We start from the raw sequence: 19338 nt of genomic DNA, 5'->3' as shown, positions 1-19338 counted from the left end.
CACCGTCGGACGGCCGCGTTCACTACCCTTGGCGCGATGAGCCGATCTGCCGCCGCTCGTCGGGCTCCGCTCTGGCGGGACCGGACCTTCGGCACGTACTGGATCGCGCAGTCGCTCTCGGCGGCCGGCGACTCGTTCGCCTACCTGGCGGTGCCGCTGCTGGTGCTCCAGGCGACCGGGTCGGTGGCGCGGATGGGCCTGCTCACCGCCGTCGCGGGCGCGGCGTCAGTCGTCGCCGGGATCTTCGGTGGGGTGCTTGTCGACAGGTACGACCGCCGCACCCTGATGATCGTGACGGACCTGACCCGGCTGGTGCTCTACGCCCTGGTGCCACTGGCGTGGCTCGCCGGCCCGCAGGTCTGGCTGCTCTTCGTCGTGCTGCCGATCTGCGAGGCGGCCGGCATGGTGTTCCAGGTCGCCGCGGTGACCGCGGTCCGCAACCTCGTCGACTCCGACCGGATCACCGAGGCCAACGGCCGGTTGCAGGCGACGTACGCGGCGGCGGCAGTCCTCGGGCCGCTGCTCGCCGGTGTGGTGGCGGCCCGCTTCGGCCCGGCGACCGCCATCGCCGTCAACGCGGCGAGCTTCGTGCTCTCGGCGGCAGGCCTGTGGCTGATCCGACTGCGCCCCGTCCAGGTGGACGAGGGGGTGGCCCGGCAGCGCCCGCTGGCCGAGTTCCTGGCCGGGGCGCGGTTCCTGTGGCGACAGCCCGTGCTGCGCGCGCTGACCGTCCTGCTGTCGGTCTTCATCTTCCTCACCTACGGCTTCGTCGACGTGCTGATCTACCACGTCACGCACGATCTCGGCGGCTCTGAGGGGACCGTCGGCACGGTGCTCGGCCTGGCGGCGCTGGGCACGGTCGCCGGCGCGCTGCTGGTGGCCCCGCTGCGCCGCCGCCGTGGCTTCGGTGCCACCTGGATCGGCGCGCACGCGATCTGCGGTTTCGCGGTGGCGGGGGTCGGCATCGCCACGACCGTGCCGGCGGTCACCGCCCTGACCGCGGTGTACCTGTGCTGCCTCAGCGTCGGTGGGATCTGTTCGATGTCAGTGCGTCAGGAGATCACCCCCGATCACCTGCTGGGCCGGGTCACGTCGGCGTTCTGGAGCACCCACTACGCCCTCGGTCCGGCCGGCGCTGTCGTGCTGACCTGGGCCGCCGGCCGGTACGGCGCGGCGACGGTCACGCTCGCGGCGGGCGCCGGTTGCCTCCTGGTCGCGGTCGGTGGCCTCTTCACCCCGATCCGCCGCGCCGGCGCGGAGCCAGCCGCCGGGCAGCCTGGGCTGCGCGCCCCGGCCGGCGGGACCGTTGCTGGTTGACGGGCGGTCTGGGCTGCGCGTGGCCCCGGCCGGCGGGACCGTTGCTGGTTGACGGGCGGTCTGGGCTGCGCGTGGCCCCGGCCGGCGGGACCGTTGCTGGTTGACGGGCGGTCTGGGCTGCGCGTGGCCCCGGCCGGCGGGACCGTTGCTGGTTGACGGGCGGTCTGGGCTGCGCGCGGCCCCGGCCGGCGGCACCGTTACTGGTTGAGACGCTATGGAGCTGATGTCGTAAACGATTCAGGCGGTGGGGCGCCCAGACAGTGGGGCGCACCAGGCGGTGGGGCGGTCCAGACAGTGGGGCGCCCAGACGGTGGGCGCTCCGGGCGGTGGGGCGCTCCGGGCGGTGAAGAAGAGCCGGGTGGCCTGGCCAGCAGCCGATTCGTTTACGACATCAGCTCCATAGGCGCCGAACCAGCACCATCGCCCCCGAGCTGGCGGCTTGGCGCGGTCAGAATTCCTGGTACATGACGTGCAGGCCGACCCGGCCGAGGGTGGGGTGACGGAACGCGCCCGCCACGGTGCCGACCACCTCGAAGCCCTCCCGCCGGTACAGCCGCACCGCCGACTCGTTGCTCTCCACCACGGCGTTGAACTGCATGCCGGCGTACCCCTGCTGGCGCGCCCAGGCCAGGGCATCGCGGCACAGCGCGGTGCCCACGCCCCGGCCCCGCGCGTCGGCGGCGACCATGAAGCTCGCGGTGGACACGTGCGCGCCCGGCCCGGGCCGGTTGGTGCCCATCTTCGCGGTGCCGAGCACCCGCTCGCCGTCGACCGCCACGACGGTCCGCCCCGGCTTCGTCTCGACCCACATGCCGTACGACTGCTCGGCGGTCATCGCCGGGTCGTAGGGGAACGTCTCCTGTGCCCGGATCACCTCCTCGATGATCGGCCACACCTGCGACCAGTCCCGGTCGACGAACTCCCGAATCAGCACCCGGGGAGGTTAGGCGCGGGCGGGAGCCCCGGACAATCCGTTTATCCGCAGGTGCATCCGCGCGGCGTACCCGGTGCGAAGCATGGGGCGTGACGAGACGTCACGGATCCGGTCGCTTCGACGAAAGGCCCGCTGATGAAGATCTCACGAATCGCCGCCCGGATGGCGGTGGGTGCCGTGGTCACCGCGTTGGCCACCACCGCAGTCGCCGTACCGGCCGCCCAGGCCACGGGTAAGCCCAAGCCGCTCGGCACGACGTCGCTCGCCCAGGTGCTCACCCGGGACAGCAGCGGCTTCGACCGCAACTCGCGTGACTTCGACGTGCTGACGGCGGCCGTGCTGGCCGTGTTGGAGGCCAAGCCGAACTCTCCGGTCAAGGTGCTCACCGACGGCACCGTGGCGCTGACCGCGTTCATCCCCACCGATGCCGCCTTCCAACAGTTGGTACGCGAGATCACGCAGGCCCGGAAGCTGCCGAGTGAGAGCGCCGCCTTCACCGCCGTCGCCGGGCTGGGCATCGACACCGTCGAGTCGGTGCTGCTCTACCACGTGGTCCCGGGTGCCACCGTCGATCGCAAGGCGGCGATCCGGGCCGACGGCGCGGACCTGACCACCGCGCTCGGCTCGTCCGTCGAGGTCGACGTACGCACCTACCTGTACTTCTTCCGGCAGGTGCGGCTTGTCGACGCCGACACCGACGACCGTGACGCGCGGGTCGTCTCCTACGACGTCAACAAGGGCAACCGGCAGATTGCGCACGCCGTGGACCGGGTGCTGCGCCCGATCGACCTGCCCTGACCGCAGGCGGGTGGCGTCGGGCCACGCGGCGGACGCCACCCGCGCCGGGCCGTCAACCCGAGGTGAGTGCGGCGAGTTCCTCGTCGAGCAGGGTCTCCAGCCGGGCGTACCGCCCGGGGTGGCTGTGCACGGTCATGCCGCGGCTGGGCATCTCCACAGTCATCAGCAGGTACAGCTGCAACCGGTAGAGACCGAGCCGGCGACGTGCCGAAGCGTCCAGCACCAGCGGTTCGGGCGCGGCGGCCTGGTAGCCGCGCAGCACCGGGTGCTCCGGCTCGTCCTCGACGCGACGCAAGAGCAGCGGCGAGACCAGGTCCAGCAGCGGGTCGCCGTAGAGGAACCGCTCGCCGTCCACCAGGCCACACAGCCGCAGCCGGCCGTCGGCGTCGGGCGCCGCCAGCACGTTGCCGTCCCAGCAGTCGAAGTGCAGCAGCGCCGGGCGGCGTACCTCGTCGAGCACGTCGGCGTGCCGCCCCACCAGCGTGCGCAGGTGCTCCGGGGGCACCGGAAGCCGGACGTCCCAGTCGGCCGCGTCGGCCAGGAGCGCGTCGAGCATCGCCGTGAACGCCGCCCGCCAGGTCGGCCCACCGGCCCGGTCGTCGTCGTACCCGAACCGCTCACCGGTCACCTGGTGCAACGCGGCGAGGGCCACCCCGAGGTCGTAGCGCGCCGGGCCGTCGTCCACCGCGACACCGGCCTCGGCCAGGCTGGACAGCGACCGGCCGGGCAGCATCTCGGTGACCAACCACTCGCCGTACGCCGGGTCGGTGCCCCGCCAGAGCACCGCGGGGACGGGCACCTGCGGCGCCCGCTGCGCGACGAGCCGGAAATACCGCTCCTCGGCGGCGCAGAGCCCCCGCTCGTAGCGCAGCAGCGGTGTTCCGGCCGACGGGGCCAGCTTCAGCACCACCCGGCGGTCGTCGTCGAGCAGCGCCCACCAGACCGTCGCGTACCCGCCGCCGGCCAGCGGGCCAGCGTCCCGGAGCCGGGTCTGCGGCCCGAACGAGGCGTCGATCAGGTACGCCACATCGGCGTGCGTGAGCGGCCGCTGGGTCGGGCTGGCACCGGTCACGACGCGGTGTCACCTCGCCGTGCTCGCGGGGCGGAACCCGCGGTGGCGCGGGTGGACGGTGGGACCGGACCGGCGGTGTCGCGGCGGACCAGCTCGGCGGGGAGCACCTCGACGCGGGGGGTCGGGGCCCCGACGCCGAGCACCAGGGACATCGCCCGCACTCCCATGTCGACCAGGGGCAGTCGCACGGTGCTCAGCGCCGGGGTCACGTCCCGGGCGATCGGCATGTCGTCGAAACCCAACACCGAGATCTGCTCGGGAACCGCCAGCCCACGCGCGCGCAGGGTGGCGAGCGCGCCGATGGCCATCGAGTCGTTGAGCGCCGCGATCGCGGTCAGATCCGGGTCGGCGTCGAGCAGTCGGGCGGTCGCCTCAGCGCCGCCGTCGCGGTCGAACTCCGCGTACCGGATCCGCCGCTCGGGCAGCTCGCGGCCCTGCTCGGTGAGGGCCTGCCGGAGGCCGGCCAGCCGGTCGGTGGTGGTGGTCAGGATGCGCGGGCCGGCGACCACGCCGATCGCCCGGTGCCCCAGACCGCACAGCTCCCGCCCGGCGAGGTAGCCGCCGGCCCGGTTGTCAGGCATCACCGCGTCACCGGAGTGCTCGTGTCGGCCGATCACCGCCACCCGCCCGCCGGTGGCCTCGTACGCGGCCAACTTCTCGTTGAGCTGCCGGGTGAACGCCTCGTCGTGGTAGCCCGAGCCGGCCAGGATCAGCGCCGCCACCTGGTGGCCGCGCAGCAGTTCCACGTACTCCAACTCGCGGTCCGGGTCCCGGTAGCTGTTGCAGATCATCAGCAGTCGGCCCTGGTCGGTGGCGACCCGTTGCAGCCCACGGGTGATCTCGGCGAAGTACGGGTCGGAGACGTCGTGCACGATCACGCCGACCGCGCTGCGGTGCGAGCGGGCCAGTAGCTGGGCGTGCGCGTTCGGCACGTACTGCAACTCGGCGACGGCGGCGAGCACCCGCTCGCGCAGCTCGTCGGTGACCGGCTTGCTGCTGCCGTTGATGACGCGGGAGGCGGTGGCGGGTGAGACGCCCGCTCGGCGGGCCACATCGGACAGGGTCGCCATGGCCCGCCCCCTCGATCTGTTGACGGCGTTTCGTCGTGCCGGCTAGCGTCACCGTACCGCAGAGAAAGCCCTTTCCCGCAGGGAGGCCCGGCCGTGTCCGATCGCTTCGCGGTACTTCAACTCGACGACCTTCCCGCTCGGCGCTGCTCGTGTGGGACCACCCGCCGTGGTTTCATCGCCGAGAGCGAGGGGCAGGCCAGCGTGCATCTGCTCCAGGTGCAGGACGCCGTGACCCACCACCACCGGATCGCCACCGAGTACTACGTGGTGCTCGCCGGTGAGGGCGAGATCGAGCTGGACGGCGTACGTCACCCCGCCCGGCCGATGTCTGCGTTCCTGATCAAGCCCGGCTGCCGGCACCGGGCCATCGGCGACCTCACCGTGCTGCTGGTGTCCCTGCCGGCGGCTGACGACACCGACGAGTACTTCGATGCCTGATCGGCAGGCGCCGCTGCCGGGCGGGATCGGGGTGTCCCGGCTGCGTGTCTACGACACCGTGGCCTCGGACGGCCTGGTCGGCGGCACCCCGCACGTGCACCTGTGCTGCACCGAGGGGTACGTGGTGACCGACGGCGAGGGCGCGGTGCAGACCCTGACCACCGCTGGTTTCCGGGAGACGCCGCTGCGGCCGGGGGTGGTGGTCTGGTTCGAGCCGGGCACCGTGCACCGCCTGGTCAACGGGGGCGGGCTGAGCATTGTGGTGCTCATGCAGAACAGCGGCCTGCCCGAGGCCGGCGACGCGGTGCTGACCTTTCCGCCCGAGGTGCTGGCCGACCCGGCCGCGTACGCCGCGGCGGCGGCCCTGCCCGACGGGGGAGCGCCGGGCGCGGACGTGCACGCCGCGTACCGCAGGCGGGATCTGGCGGTGACCGGCTTCCAGGCCCTGCGGTCCGGCGGTCCGGCGGCGCTTGCCGGGTTCCACGCCGCCGCGGTCGCGCTGCGCCAGCCGCTGCTGACGCGGTGGCGGCAGCGGTGGGAGGTCGGCGCGGGCCGTGCCGCCGCCGACACCGCCGGGCAGCTCGACGCGCTGGAGCGGGGGGATCCGGGGCACCTCGGCGACGCCGGGGTGTACACGGTGGACGAGCCGGTCGAGCGCGGCAGGCTGGGCATGTGCGGCCTCCTCGACACCTACCCGGCTGCCGGCTGACGTCGCGGTCCGGTAGGCGCGGCCGGCGGCCATGGCGGCTCAGCGCGCATTCGACGAATAGATCGAGGAAAGGCCTTGCCCGGCGTGAGGGGGCCGCCTACGCTCCAGGAAAGCGTTTGCCTGATCCGCCGACCGGCCCGCTCCGCGAGTGCCGTGCCGGGCCCCCGAGGAGGTTCCGCGTGACCGAGAACTCTTTGGACACGGCGGGCCGTCAGGCCGCCGCCGACAAGGCGAGCGGTGCGCGGGCAGCCAGTTCCGGGCCCGGAAGCGTCGGTGCGCCGGGGGCCGGTGACGGCGCTGCGTCGTCCACTGTGGCCAGAGCGCCAACCGGCGGTGGCCGTCCACCACGCCCGACCCTCGGCCGGCGGGCAGTGACCTTCGCCGACTCGCTCTGGCGCCCGGCGCTGGTGCTCGCGGTCTTCTTCGCCGCCTGGTGGTTCGTGGCGGCCCGGGAGTACGTCCCGAACTACCTGGTGCCCACCCCCGGCCAGGTCTGGGAGACGATGACCACCCAGTGGTCCGAGCTGGCCCGGCACACAGTGGTCACCCTCTACGAGACGGTGCTCGGCTTCGTGCTGGCCGCCGCGCTGGGTCTGGTCACCGCGGTCGCCATCGCCTACTCCCGCACTCTGGACAAGGCGCTCTACCCGATCGTCCTGTTCGCACAGGTCATCCCGAAGATCGCCATCGCGCCGCTGCTGGTCGTCTGGTTCGGCCTCGGCCTCACCCCGAAGATCATCCTGGCGGTGCTCATCGCGTTCTTCCCGGTGGTCATCTCCGGGGTGGCCGGGCTGCGCTCCACCGACCCGGAACTGCTCGACCTCGCCGCCACCATGGGCGCCGGGCCGTGGCGCACCTTCCGCAAGATCCGCTTTCCGAACGCGTTGCCGCACCTGATGGCCGGCCTGAAGGTGGCCGTCACCCTCGCCGTGGTCGGTGCCGTGGTCGGCGAGTTCGTCGGCGCCAGCGAAGGGCTCGGCTACGTCCTGTTGCTGGCCAACGGCAACCTCGACGCCCCGCTGCTGTTCGCCGACCTGATCCTGATGTCCGCCATCGGCATCGTCCTGTTCGTCCTGGTCGAGATCGCCGAGGCACTGCTCATTCCGTGGCACGCCAGCCGCCGGGCCGGCGTGTCCCTCACCACCTCCTGACCGACCCCATCACGGAGGCACCGATGAAACGCACCGCCACCACCATCCTGGCCACCGCCGCCCTGCTCCTCGCCGCGACCGGCTGCGGTGGGGACGACTCCGCCGGTAAGACCGGCGCGGACGGCAAGAAGCAGGTCACCCTCACCCTCAACTGGGTGCCCTACGGCGAGCACGCGCCCTTCTACTACGGGCTGCAGAAGGGCTACTACTCCGCCGAGGGCATCGAACTGAAGATCCTGCCCGGCAACGGCTCGGGCAACACGGTCAAGCAGGTCGCCCAGAAGCAGACCGACTTCGGCTGGGCCGACAGCCCGGTGCTGCTGAAGTCGGTTGCCAGCGGGATGCCGGTGCGCAGCCTCGGCGCGTACCTGGAGAAGGGACCCTCCTCGGTGGAGTTCTTCACCGAGGAGAACATCAAGACCCCGGCCGACCTCAAGGGCAAGACCGTCGGCGGCACCCCCGGCGACGCCCTCTACGCGACCTTCCCGGCCTGGCTGGAGAAGAACGGCCTCAAGAAGGACGACGTCAAGGTGGTCAACGTCGACGCCGCCGGGAAGATCGCCGCCCTGGCCGAGGGCAAGGTCGACGCCATCATGGGCTTCTTCCACGACCAGGCGCCCACCATCGAGAGCAAGACCGGCAAGAAGGTCGACGTGCTGCTCTTCGCCGACTACGGGATGAACCTGCTCGGCACCGGCCTGATCGCCAACACCCAGACCCTGCAGAAGGACCCGGGGCTGGTCCGTAAGTTCGTCCGCGCCACCCAGAAGTCCTGGGCCGACGCCGCCCGGGACCCGGCCGGCGCGGTGAGCGCGATGACGGCCCTGGCCGAGAACGAGCCGGCGCCCGAGGTGCTCACCAAACAGCTCACGCTCAACATGCCGCTGATCGGCGCGGACGGTCCGCCCGGGGTGAACACCGAGGCCCAGTGGTCCGAGACCATCGACCTGATGTCCCGCTACGCCGAGCTGAAGGACCCGGGAGCGCCCAGCGCGTACTGGGACTCCTCGTACGCGGCGCAGGGGTGACCCGGTGACCGCCGCGCCGGCAGCCACCGGCACCGCCATCGGGATGTCCGGGCTGACCGTCCGGTTCACCACGCGACGGTCGCAGACCACCGCGTTGGACGACGTGTCGTTGGACATCGAGCCGGGCGAGTTCGTCACGATCGTCGGCCCGTCCGGCTGTGGCAAGTCCACCCTCCTGAAGATCGTCGCGGGGTTGGTCAAGCCGACAAGCGGCGAGGTGTCGCTGTTGCAGCGCCCGGTGCGCGGCCCGCAGAAGGAGATCGGCTTCGTTTTCCAGAAGGCCGCGCTGCTGGAGTGGCGCGGCGCCCGGGCCAACATCCTGCTCCAGGCCGAGATGCGCGGCATGGACCGGGCGCAGGCGGCCCGTCGTGCCGACGAGCTGATCGAGATGACCGGCCTGACCGGCTTCGAGAAGGCGTTGCCACACGAGTTGTCCGGCGGCATGCAGCAGCGGGTGGCGCTCTGCCGCGCACTGCTGCACTCCCCGCCGGTGCTGCTCATGGACGAACCGTTCGGCGCCCTGGACGCGCTGACCCGGGAGCAGATGAACGCCGAACTGCACCGGATCTGGCGGGAGACCGGGACGACGGTGGTGCTGGTCACCCACTCCATCGCCGAGGCGGTCTTCCTCGGCACCCGGGTCGTGGTGATGAGTCCCCGGCCCGGCCGGATCATCCGCACCTTCCCGGTCGAGCTGCCGGCGCACCGCGACTACGCGCAGGTGATGTCGGATCCCCGCTTCGACCGGCTCGCCACCGACCTGCGTGGGTTGCTCGGCAGCGCGGCCGCCAACCACTGAGCGCGGATCGGCACGACCAGCACGACGGAAGGAACACCATGACCCGCAGGTCGATCGGCATCATCGTCAACGGCGTGACCGGACGGATGGGCTACCGGCAGCACCTCGTCCGGTCGCTGCTGGCCATCCGCGAATCCGGTGGTGTGGCGTTGGCCGACGGCACCACCATCTGGCCGGAACCGGTCCTGGTCGGGCGTAACGAGACGAAGCTCCGGGAAATCGCCGAGCGGCACGGGCTGACCGACTGGACCACCGACCTGACCTCGGCGCTGGCCCGCGACGATGTCGAGATCTACTTCGACGCGCAGGTCACCCAGCAGCGGGAGAAGGCGATCCGGCAGGCCATCGAGGCCGGCAAGCACATCTACACGGAGAAGCCCCTGGCCGAGGACACCGCGGCGGCGCTCGACCTGGCCCGGGCGGCGGACGCGGCCGGCGTACGCACAGGTGTGGTGCAGGACAAGCTCTTCCTGCCCGGTCTGCGCAAGCTCAAGCGCCTCATCGACGGCGGCTTCTTCGGCCGGATCCTCTCGGTGCGCGGCGAGTTCGGGTACTGGGTCTTCGAGGGCGACTGGCAGCCCGCTCAGCGGCCGTCGTGGAACTACCGGGCCGAGGACGGCGGCGGCATCGTCGTCGACATGTTCCCGCACTGGCACTACGTGTTGGAGGAGCTGTTCGGTCGCGTCACGGCCGTCTCCTGCGTGACCGCCACCCACGTGCCCGAACGGGTCGACGAAGTCGGTCACCCGTACGCGGCCACCGCCGACGACGCCGCGTACGCCATCTTCGAACTCGACAGCGGGGTGATCGCGCAGATCAACTCGTCGTGGACCGTGCGGGTGTACCGCGACGAGCTGGTGGAGTTCCAGGTCGACGGCACCGAGGGCAGCGCCATCGCCGGCCTGCGCAACTGCCGGGTGCAGCACCGGACGGTCACCCCGAAGCCGGTGTGGAACCCGGACCTGCCGGCCACCGAGGACTTCCGCGCCCAGTGGGCCGAGGTGCCCGACAACGAGGAGTTCGACAACGGCTTCAAGGTGCAGTGGGAGGCGTACCTGCGGCACGTGGTGGCCGGCGAGCCGTTCCGGTGGGACTTCCTGGCCGGTGCGCGCGGGGTGCAGCTCGCCGAGCTGGGGCTGCGCTCGGCCCGTGGCGGCGGTCGTGTCGAGGTGCCGGAGCTGCACCGGTGAGCGCGAGGAGTGAGCCGGGTCTGCGAGCCCCGCAGTCGCGAACGGAAGGTGGCTCGGTGGGCGCTGAGGTGGTGCTGCCCGGTGGACGGCGGCACCGACTGGCCGGGGGCGAGGGCTTCGCCCGACCGGACGCGCCGGCGACCAGCCGGATCGCGTACGCCGCCGCGCACGTGGTCGCCGACCCGCGCGCGGAGAACGTGCCGGGTGCCCCGGCGGCAGTGGACTGGGACACCACCCTCGCCTTCCGGCGGCACCTCTGGTCGTACGGGCTGGGGGTCGCCGAGGCGATGGACACCGCGCAGCGGGGGATGGGGCTGGACTATCCGGCCACCCGGGAGCTGATCCGCCGCAGCGCGGCCGAGGCCCGCGCGGTCGACGGGAGGATCGTCGCCGGGGTCGGCACCGACCAGCTGCCGGTCGGCCCGGCCACCCTGGCGGCGGTCGCCGCCGCGTACGCCGAGCAGCTCGACGACGTCCGCGCCGCCGGGGCCCGCCCGGTGCTGATGTGCAGCCGGCACCTGGCCGCCGCCGCGCGCGGCCCGGAGGACTACCTGCGGGTGTACGACGAGCTGCTGAGCGCCGCCGACGAGCCGGTGGTGCTGCACTGGCTGGGTCCGATGTTCGACCCGGCGTTGACCGGCTACTGGGGTGCGGTCGACCTGGATCTCGCCGCCGACACGGTCATCGAGCTGATCAAGGCGCATCAGTCCAGGGTGGACGGCATCAAGGTGTCGCTGCTGGACGCCGACCGGGAGATCGCGTTGCGCCGCCGCCTGCCGGCCGGGGTACGCCTCTACACCGGTGACGACTTCCACTACCCGGAGCTGATCCAGGGTGACGAGGTGGGCCACTCGGACGCGCTGCTCGGGGTGTTCGCGGCCATCGCGCCGGCCGCCGCCGCCGCGTTGGCCGCCCTGGACCGGGGGGACCTGACGGCGTACGACGCAATCTTCGCGCCGACCGTGCCGCTGGCCCGCCACCTGTTCGCGGCGCCGACGTGGCACTACAAGACGGGGATCGTGTTCCTGGCCTGGTTGGCCGGGCACCAGGACCATTTCACGATGGTCGGTGGCGCGCAGTCCGGCCGGTCTCCGGCGCACCTGGCCAAGCTGCTCACCCTGGCCGACGCGGCCGGGCTGCTGCCCGACGCCGACCTGGCCGCCGCCCGTGCGAGGGCGTTCTTCACAGTTGCCGGTGTGGCCCAATGAGCCTCGCGCGCTTCTCGTTCAACCAGGCCACCGCCCAGCGTTGGCCGCTGCCCGACGTGGTGGCCGGGTGCGTGCAGGCCGGCGTAGCGGGCATCGGCCTGTGGCGGGAGCCGGTGGCCGAGTACGGGTTGGCCCGCTCGGCGAAACTGGTCCGCGACGCCGGCCTCGCCGTCACGTCGCTGTGCCGGGGCGGGTTCTTCTCCGCCGACGACTGGCGCGCGGAGAACCTGCGGGCCATCGAGGAGGCCGCCGCCCTCGGGGCCCCGGAGCTGGTGCTGGTGTCCGGTGGGCTGCCGGCCGGCAGCCGGGACATCGACGGTGCCCGGCGTCGGGTCGCCGACGCGATCGGCGAGCTGGCCCCGCACGCCGAGGCCGCCGGGGTACGGCTGGCCATCGAACCGCTGCACCCGATGTTCGCCGCCGACCGGTGCGTGATCTCCACCCTCGGCCAGGCGCTGGACATCGCCGAACGGTTCGACCCGGCGGTGGTCGGCGTGGTCGTGGACGCGTACCACGTCTGGTGGGACGACGCGGTGTACGCGCAGATCGAGCGGGCGGGTGAGTGGATCGCGGCGTTCCAGGTCTGCGACTGGGTGACCCCGCTTCCGGAGGGGGTGCTGCTCGGCCGGGCGTTGCCCGGCGACGGGTGCATCGAGCTGCGCCGGCTGCGCGAGGCTGTCGACGCGGCCGGCTACGTCGGCCCGATCGAGGTGGAGGTCTTCTCCGCCGAGGTGTGGGCGCGTCCGGGCGCGGAGGTGCTCGACGCGGCGATCGCCGGCTACCTGCGTCACGTTGTCTGAGGTCCCCGAACGGCGGTGGCCGGCGGCGGTCGGCGCCTGGCTGGGCATCGGCACGGCACCCGCCACGCTGGTGCTCGGCGCGGCGATGGCCGCCCGGCACGGCGGCGCGGTGCCGGTGGCCGGGCTGCTCGTCGGCGGGGCGCTGATGGCGGCCCTGCTCTGGGGGCAGGGCCGGATCGGTCTGCGTCGGCCGCTCGGTGACGGCGGAACGTTGACCGCGGTGCTGCCCGCGTACCTCGGGGACACCTCGCGGCTGCTGCTGGCGGCGGTGCTGGCCGTGTCGATGGTCGGTTGGAACGGGTTCAACGTGGGGCTCGGCGGGGCCTCCCTGGCCGCGCTGACCCACCTGCCGGGTTGGGCCGGGCCGGTACTGCTGGAGGTGGCTGTCCTCGCCGTCTCCTGGGCGCCGGCCCGGCTCGGCAACCGGGTCGCGGTCGTCACCACGCTCAGCGCCGTGGTGCTTGTCGGCTGGTGCCTGACGGTGCTGCCACCACCCGGTGCGCCGGTCCGCCTGGCCGCCGGCGGGCTCGCCGACGCCGCCGCGTTGATCGGGTACGCGGCCGTGTTCGCGCTGCGCGCACCGGACTTCAGCGTGGGCCTTTCCCGGCGGCGGGACCTGGCCTGGTGCGTGGGACTGCTGATCGGGCCGGCGCTGCTCGGGGTGCTCGCCGGCGCCGGCCTGTGGCTGCGGACCGGCTCGGCCGACGTGGTCGCGTTGCTCGCCGCCGGCTCGGGGCTGGCCGCGTACGCGAATCTGTTCGTCGCGGTGGCGGTCTTCGCGGCGGCGTTGACCACCACGTACTCCGGCGCGCTGGCGATCCGCGGCCTGACGCCGCGGGTGCCGGCCCGGGTGGCGATGCTCGCCGTCGCGGTGCTCGGCGGGGTGCTGGCGGTGGCGCGGTTCGACCGTCTGGTGCTGCCCTGGCTGACCCTGCTGGCCGCCGCGCTGCCGGTGCTGGTGGTGCCGATGGCAGTGGAGGCGGCGGCCCGTCGGCGCGGTCGTGCCCCGCGTACCGTGCCCGCCTGGTGCTGGGTGCCGCCGGCGCTGCTCGCGGTGGCCTGCACGCTCGCCGGGGTGGGCGTCGCTCCGCTGCTCGGGCTGGCCCTGGCCGCGGCGTGCACAGTGCTCTGGCGGCGACGAGGAGACGCCACCTGGGCGGCTGGTGGCGCCTAGCGCAGGTCTGGCCGTGCAACTGAACCGGGCTCGACGGGGGAGCCGGACCTAGGCGGCGGGCGGGATGGTGGCGTCGATGAGGTGTGGCCCTGGCTGATGCAACGCCGCGGAGAACTGCTCCGCGAGTTGCTCGGCGGTGGTGGCGCGGGTGGCGGGCATCCCGAACGCGTTCGCCAGCCCGACGAAATCGATCTGAGGGTTGGTCAGGTCGAAAAGCGGATTGGCGTCGGGGTTGGCCGGGCCCGGCTGCTTGCTGAAGTATCCCCACTCCTGGCGCAGGATCGCGTACCCGTGGTTGTTGAGGATCACGTTGGTGATGTTCAACTGCTCACGTACCTGGGTCCAGAGCGCGGTGGCGGTGTACATGACGCAGCCGTCGGCGACCAGCGCCACCACCGGTCGATCGGGTGCGGCGACGGCGGCGCCGACGGCGAGGGGCAGGCCGTCGCCCATGGCGCCACCGGTCTGCATGAGCACGTCGTGTCGGGGAGCGCCGGCGGTGGCGGCGGCGAGGGCGGTACCGGAACTCACGGACTCGTCGATGATGATGGCCCGTTCGGGTAGCAGCGCCGCGATGACGTCGGCCCAGTTCTGCAGGGTCAGTGCGCCCGTCGGTAGTGCCGGTCGGTGCGGGTCGGTGACCCGGGCGGTCGCGTCCGGCGCCACCAGGTCGGCGAGTCGGACCAGCGCGGCGACGGCGTCCTGACCGACCTCGGCCAGGACGTGCGTCTGAGCGTCCTCGGGCACGAGGAGGCTCGGCTGGTCGGGGTAGGCGAAGAACGAGACAGGTGCCTTGGTGCCCGCGACGATGACGTGCCGCGCCCCGCGTAGTTGGTCGAGGACCTGGTCGGGATAGAAGCCGAGCCGGGGGAACGCCGGTAGGCCCGCTCCCCGTTCGACCCGGTTGGAGTACAGCTCCTGGAAGACTCGTGCGCCGGTCGCCGCGGCGATGCGGCCCGCGGCCAGCAGGCCCGCCTCCCGCAGAGCCGTTCCACCGATCACCAGTGCGGTCGTTTCGCCGCTGCGCAGAGCCTCCGCGACCTGGGCGATCGTCTCCTGCTCGACGGTCGGTGCGGGTCGGGGCCGCACGGGAGCACCGACCGCGCCTCCGTCGGACCAGGACACGTCCGCCGGCATGATCACGGTGGCGATCTGCCCGGGTGGCTCCAGGACCGCGGCGAGAGTGGCTGCGGCGTCCGGGCCGGCGCCGGGTGCGTCCTCGGGGCGGCGGACCGGGCCGCGTAGCCATCCCGCCAGCGCGGCGATGTCGGAGTTCAATGGTGGGTCGAAGGCGGTGTGGAACGTCGCGTGGTCCCCGACGATGTTCACCACCGGCGAGTTGGCGCGCCTGCTGTTGTGCAGATTCGTCAGGCCGTACGCGAGCCCGGGCCCGAGGTGCAGCAGTGCCGCGGCGGGCTTGCCCGCGATGCGGGCGTAACCGTCGGCCGCACCGGTGACCACGCCCTCGAAGAGAGCGAGCACGCCGTGCAGCTCGGGGACCGATTCCAGCGCTCCGACCAGGTGCAGTTCGGTGGTGCCGGGGTTCGTGAAGAGCACCTCGACCCCGCCGTCGACAAGCGTCCGCAACAGTGCCTCTGCGCCGTTCACACACGTCACCCCATCGTCAGTCGGATCGGCAGTGATTCGATACTAAACTCGCATTCCGGACTAATAATGCTATGTTCAGCGAATTAGCCCAGTAGGCGAAAGAGGGTCCGATGGAACGGGGATGGGTCGAACGTGGCTACCAGGCTCGACGCCTGGACCTCAGCATCGATCGCTCCTTCGACGACTTCCGGCGGCAGTACGAGCAGGCCGTACCGGCCTACGACGCGGCGGCGTTCAACGCGCTGGTGGCCCGCAACGCCCCCTGGGACGATGTCCTCGCCCTCATGCGCGACCGAGCGCCGCACGACTTCCTCATCTACTGGAGCAGCGGCGACCTGCAACCGATGATGAACCTCGCGGGTGACTCGAGGCACTGCGTCGAGTACCTGATGGGCAACCACACCACGGCTGAGCGGATGTTCCGCCACGACCCGGCGGCCATGCTGTACGCGCCGCTGCGCACGTTGATCAGCGACGGCCCCGACGGCGGGGCGCGGTTCCTCATCGAGCAACCCAGTCACGCGTTCGGTTCGTTGGGGATGGACGCGATCCACGAGGTGGGCCTGGAACTCGACCGAGAGGTCGCCGCCCTCCTGGCGTACCTCGAGGTGCCGGTGCCGGCAGGTCTGTCCGACTAGGGGAGCGCCCTGCTCTGGCGTCGTTTCCGACGAAGTGATCTAGGCGCGGCCGGCAGAACGTGATCTTATACGCACCGGCGATCCGTAACACCGTGCAAACCATCGATTAACCATCGGCGGCTTAGGTGGGGGAGCGCTCCCATGGGCGGGTCGCGATCGATGAAGCTCCACAAGGGAGCAACCGAAAGGAGCCTCGTGGCTACAGGCACGAGCGGCAACAGGCTGCGAAGACTGGCGATACCTACGCTGGTCGTCGCCCTGATCACCGGTAGCACCGGTGTCGCGGGAACCGCGTCGGCGGCACCCGCAGGTTCACCGGGCAGCGGCGCTGGCTACTTCACCGCCGGGGCCGACCGGAAGGTCACCCTGACCGACGGGGCCGACCGCCGACCCGGCGGCAAGCGTGCGGCAACACCGAAGGCAGCCGTCGACGGGACCGGCGCCGGCATGTACGTCGTCGAACTGGCCGAGGACCCGTTGACCACGTACACCGGTGGGGTGTCCGGTCTGGCCCGGACCCGCCCGGCGGCGGGCAACCGGCTGGACGTGACGTCGACGCCGTCGCAGGCGTACCGCCGGCACCTCGACGCGCAGCGGGCCGCTGTCGCCGCCGCGGCCGGGATCAAGGTCAACGCCGTCTACACCACCGCCTTCAACGGATTCTCAGCGAAGCTGACCGCCCAGCAGGCGACCACGTTGCGGGCCGACAAGCGCGTCCGCGCCGTCACCGCGTCGCGGGCCCTTGGCACCCCAACGCCTCCGCCCACCACGGCACCGGCCACCGCGGCACCGGCAACCCCGCCCGCCACGGCCTCCGGCGACACGGACCGGTCGGCCGCGACGGGCCTCGCCGGTCGGCCGGCCAAGCCCGGCCCCGGCACGGGCGCGGGCATGGTGATCGGCGTCCTGGACACCGGCATCTGGCCGGAGAGCGCGTCGTTCGCCAAGAACATGCCTGCCCCCGCGACCTGGCGCGGCACCTGCCAGACCGGTGTCGCCTTCGTGGCCGAGCACTGCAACGGCAAAATCGTCGGCGCCCGCTACTTCGCCGACACGTGGCTCGCCGGCGGCGGCTCGGTGCCCGAGGGCGAGGTGCTGTCCCCCCGCGACATGGCCGGGCACGGTACGCACACCGCGTCGACGGCGGCCGGTCTGCCGCTGTCGCACGTCACGATCGACGGTCGCCGCTTCGGTCCCGTCTCCGGGGTGGCGCCGGACGCCCAGATCGCCGTCTACAAGGTGCTCTGGGGCGGCATGGGCTTCGACGCCGACATCATCGCCGGCATCGACGCGGCCGTCGCCGACGGCGTGCAGGTTCTGAACTTCTCGATCGGTTCCGATCTCGGCGACTGGGAGGCCAACACCCCGATCGGTGTCGCGTTCCTCAACGCGTCGCTGGCCGGGGTTTTCGTGGCGGCGTCGGCCGGCAACACCGGCATCGTGAGTGGAGCGATCAGCAACGCCGCGCCCTGGGTGACCACTGTCGGCGCGGCGGTGACCAGGCTCGACGAGGCCACCGCCAAGCTGGGCGACGGCACGAAGCTGGTCGGCGGCTCGCTGGACACCCTGCCCGGCGGCGGTGCACGGCCGCTGGTCTTCGGTGAACAGGCCGGCTCGCCGGACCTCGGGGCGGTCTACTGCGAGCCCGGCAGCCTCGACTCTGCCAAGATCAAGGGCAAGGTGGTCGCCTGCGCGCTGTCCGACCTGTTCGGCTCCGCCGCCGAGATCAAGGCCAAGGGCGGCGCCGCGATGGTGGTGTTCGACCCGATCGGCAACTACCGGATCAACTCCATCTTCAACTTTCCGGTGGTCTACCTGCCGACCGAGAAGCAGGCCGGCACGCTGTTCAACTATCTGATGCGCCACCCCACCGACGCGACAGTGTCGTTGCGCACCGGCGGTGACGGCTCCAGCGTCCCGGGCATCCCCAGCGTGGCGGACTTCTCCTCCACCGGCCCGGACAAGGTGACCCTCGGCGTCTTCAAGCCGGACCTGGTCGCGCCCGGGTCGAACATCATCGCCGCGGTCTCACCGGCGGGCAACTTCGGGCGACAGTACGACGCGTACTCCGGCACCTCGATGGCCTCGCCGTACGTGGCCGGTGCGGCGGCGATCCTGCGCGCCACCCACCCGGACTGGTCACCCGGCGCGGTCGCCTCGGCGCTGCGCACCACCGCCACCGACACCGTCGGCACGAGCAGCCCCCTGGACCAGGGCAGTGGATTCATCAATCTGCCCCGGGCCACCGACCCGGGCCTGGTCATCGAGCCGACGGCGGCCGAGCTGATCAAGTTCAGCGAGACTGCCGAACCCGACGGCAAGGAGCTCAACCTGCCGGCCATCTCGCTGCGCGAGTACGACGGGACCCGCCCGGTGACCCTCACCCGCACCCTGACCAACGTGGGCAAGGCGCGGGAGACCTACCGGTCGTCGGTGTCCGGCCTGCCCGGCATGAAGGTCACCGTGTCGCCGGCATCGGTGACGTTGGCGCCCGGCAAGTCCGCGACGGTCACCATCACGCTGCGTCGCGGCAGCGCCCCCTGGGACCGGTACGTGACCGGGTCGATCACCTGGCGCGGCAAGGCCCACAGTGCCCGGATCCCGGTCGCCGCCCGCCCGTGGGGCATCGCGGCCCGGCCGTACGCTGACGACGGGGAGGAATTCGCCCGGATGACCAACGGTGCGTTCGGCATGGTCCAGCCGGGCTTCACCGGGCCGCTCGCCGCCCGCAGCACCGGTTACACGCCGATGCAGCGGAAGTCCTACTCGATGCCGGCCGGCGTCTACGGTGGCGTGTTCGACCCGAGCGCCACCGGAGTGAAGACTGTCGACTTCACGGTGCCGGCGAACACCGCAGGCATCGTCGTCGAGGCCAACACCGCCGACCCGAACACGAACCTCGATCTCTACCTGTACAAGGGTGACACCCTCATCTACAGCAGTGACAGGTTCTGGACCAGCGCGGAGCAGGCGTACAAGTTCCTGCCCGAGCCGGGGCGCTACACCGCGTACGTGTTCGCGCAGTTCCCCGGTGGCCCGGTGGTCGACTTCGAACTGGGCCACGCCATCATCGGTCGTAACGCCAAGTACTCCGGTGCCACCCTGACGCTGCCGTCCACGACGCAGCGCGGTCAGGGCTTCAACTTCACGCTGAAGCCGAACAAGCCGCTGGCCGAGGGCGACTTCTGGGCGTACACGGAGTACAGCACCAACGGCACGGTGGTCCCCGGCAACCTCGTCTACACCCAACAGAGTTCCTGGGAGTAACTGGTCGGTCGACCGTGGGGCGGTGCCGAGCGCACCGCCCCACGCCCGGCTCGACCCGTGCCGCAACGTAGATCTTGGACAGTTTCCGTTACGCGAGAACGGAAACTGTCCAAGATCTACGGATCACCCGGAAAGTG

The 19338-nt window shown here is 72.0% G+C and carries 17 protein-coding genes; 13 read left to right on the top strand and 4 right to left on the bottom strand.

Going from position 1 to position 19338, the window contains the following annotated elements; all coding sequences use genetic code 11:
- Nucleotides 1-36 precede the first annotated feature (36 nt).
- Entirely contained in the window at nucleotides 37-1317 is a 1281-nt protein-coding gene (locus ACQP0U_RS17075; RefSeq protein ID WP_433308178.1) for an MFS transporter, read from the top strand.
- A gap of 448 nt (nucleotides 1318-1765) precedes the next feature.
- Here ACQP0U_RS17075 and ACQP0U_RS17070 read toward each other — a convergent pair whose 3' ends face one another.
- A complete protein-coding gene (locus ACQP0U_RS17070; RefSeq protein WP_433308176.1) occupies nucleotides 1766-2251 on the bottom strand; it encodes an N-acetyltransferase family protein in 486 nt (161 codons plus the stop codon).
- A 135-nt stretch (nucleotides 2252-2386) separates the two neighbouring features.
- Between ACQP0U_RS17070 and ACQP0U_RS17065 the strand changes: the two genes are divergently transcribed.
- A complete protein-coding gene (locus tag ACQP0U_RS17065; RefSeq protein WP_433308174.1) occupies nucleotides 2387-3049 on the top strand; it encodes a fasciclin domain-containing protein in 663 nt (220 codons plus the stop codon).
- 52 nt (nucleotides 3050-3101) lie between these two features.
- On the opposite strand, the gene ACQP0U_RS17060 is transcribed toward ACQP0U_RS17065, so the two are convergent.
- Both ACQP0U_RS17060 and ACQP0U_RS17055 read right to left on the bottom strand, forming a co-directional pair.
- Nucleotides 3102-4121 carry a phosphotransferase family protein gene (locus ACQP0U_RS17060; RefSeq protein WP_433308172.1) on the bottom strand — a complete coding sequence of 340 codons (1020 nt, stop codon included), beginning with the start codon at nucleotides 4119-4121 and terminating at the stop codon, nucleotides 3102-3104.
- Nucleotides 4118-5191, bottom strand: a complete 1074-nt coding sequence (locus tag ACQP0U_RS17055; protein ID WP_433308171.1) for a LacI family DNA-binding transcriptional regulator — start codon at nucleotides 5189-5191, stop codon at nucleotides 4118-4120. Before ACQP0U_RS17055 ends, ACQP0U_RS17060 begins: the two co-directional genes overlap by 4 nt.
- 93 nt (nucleotides 5192-5284) lie before the next feature.
- Between ACQP0U_RS17055 and ACQP0U_RS17050 the strand changes: the two genes are divergently transcribed.
- The 9 genes from ACQP0U_RS17050 to ACQP0U_RS17010 all read left to right on the top strand — a co-directional run bounded on the left by ACQP0U_RS17050 (nucleotide 5285) and on the right by ACQP0U_RS17010 (nucleotide 13688).
- Nucleotides 5285-5629: a cupin domain-containing protein gene (locus ACQP0U_RS17050; protein ID WP_091398731.1), complete on the top strand. Its 345-nt coding sequence runs from the start codon at nucleotides 5285-5287 to the stop codon at nucleotides 5627-5629.
- Entirely contained in the window at nucleotides 5622-6338 is a 717-nt protein-coding gene (locus tag ACQP0U_RS17045) for a cupin domain-containing protein (protein WP_433308169.1), read from the top strand. The genes ACQP0U_RS17050 and ACQP0U_RS17045 overlap by 8 nt, the downstream gene beginning before the upstream one ends.
- Nucleotides 6339-6517: 179 nt before the next feature.
- On the top strand, nucleotides 6518-7489 hold the full coding sequence (locus ACQP0U_RS17040) for an ABC transporter permease (RefSeq protein WP_433308168.1): 972 nt from the start codon (nucleotides 6518-6520) through the stop codon (nucleotides 7487-7489).
- A gap of 23 nt (nucleotides 7490-7512) precedes the next feature.
- Entirely contained in the window at nucleotides 7513-8517 is a 1005-nt protein-coding gene (locus ACQP0U_RS17035) for an ABC transporter substrate-binding protein (RefSeq protein ID WP_433308166.1), read from the top strand.
- A 43-nt stretch (nucleotides 8518-8560) separates the two neighbouring features.
- Nucleotides 8561-9316, top strand: a complete 756-nt coding sequence (locus tag ACQP0U_RS17030; RefSeq protein WP_433320912.1) for an ABC transporter ATP-binding protein — start codon at nucleotides 8561-8563, stop codon at nucleotides 9314-9316.
- A 38-nt stretch (nucleotides 9317-9354) separates the two neighbouring features.
- Nucleotides 9355-10506, top strand: a complete 1152-nt coding sequence (locus ACQP0U_RS17025) for a Gfo/Idh/MocA family protein (RefSeq protein WP_433308164.1) — start codon at nucleotides 9355-9357, stop codon at nucleotides 10504-10506.
- 56 nt (nucleotides 10507-10562) lie between these two features.
- The gene (locus ACQP0U_RS17020) at nucleotides 10563-11714 is read left to right on the top strand and encodes a dihydrodipicolinate synthase family protein (RefSeq protein WP_433308162.1); all 1152 of its coding nucleotides are present in this window, start codon (nucleotides 10563-10565) and stop codon (nucleotides 11712-11714) included.
- Nucleotides 11711-12514 (top strand): sugar phosphate isomerase/epimerase family protein, encoded by an 804-nt coding sequence (locus ACQP0U_RS17015; protein WP_433308160.1) that lies wholly within the window; start codon nucleotides 11711-11713, stop codon nucleotides 12512-12514. The genes ACQP0U_RS17020 and ACQP0U_RS17015 overlap by 4 nt, the downstream gene beginning before the upstream one ends.
- Nucleotides 12507-13688 (top strand): hypothetical protein, encoded by a 1182-nt coding sequence (locus ACQP0U_RS17010; RefSeq protein ID WP_433308158.1) that lies wholly within the window; start codon nucleotides 12507-12509, stop codon nucleotides 13686-13688. The genes ACQP0U_RS17015 and ACQP0U_RS17010 overlap by 8 nt, the downstream gene beginning before the upstream one ends.
- Nucleotides 13689-13736: 48 nt before the next feature.
- Here the strand turns inward: ACQP0U_RS17010 and ACQP0U_RS17005 are convergent, their stop codons facing one another.
- Nucleotides 13737-15296: an acetolactate synthase large subunit gene (locus tag ACQP0U_RS17005; protein WP_433308157.1), complete on the bottom strand. Its 1560-nt coding sequence runs from the start codon at nucleotides 15294-15296 to the stop codon at nucleotides 13737-13739.
- Nucleotides 15297-15406: 110 nt separating this feature from the next.
- On the opposite strand from ACQP0U_RS17005, the gene ACQP0U_RS17000 reads away from it, so the two are divergent.
- Nucleotides 15407-15934: a hypothetical protein gene (locus ACQP0U_RS17000; RefSeq protein ID WP_433308155.1), complete on the top strand. Its 528-nt coding sequence runs from the start codon at nucleotides 15407-15409 to the stop codon at nucleotides 15932-15934.
- A 195-nt stretch (nucleotides 15935-16129) separates the two neighbouring features.
- The gene (locus ACQP0U_RS16995; RefSeq protein ID WP_433308153.1) at nucleotides 16130-19201 is read left to right on the top strand and encodes a S8 family serine peptidase; all 3072 of its coding nucleotides are present in this window, start codon (nucleotides 16130-16132) and stop codon (nucleotides 19199-19201) included.
- Nucleotides 19202-19338 lie beyond the last annotated feature (137 nt).

Origin of the sequence: Micromonospora sp. CA-269861 (assembly GCF_050948505.1) — a bacterium.
Taxonomy (GTDB): Bacteria; Actinomycetota; Actinomycetes; order Mycobacteriales; family Micromonosporaceae; genus Micromonospora.
The sequence above is the reverse complement of the archived record's forward strand: the minus strand, read 5'-3'. Positions and strand labels throughout refer to the sequence as shown.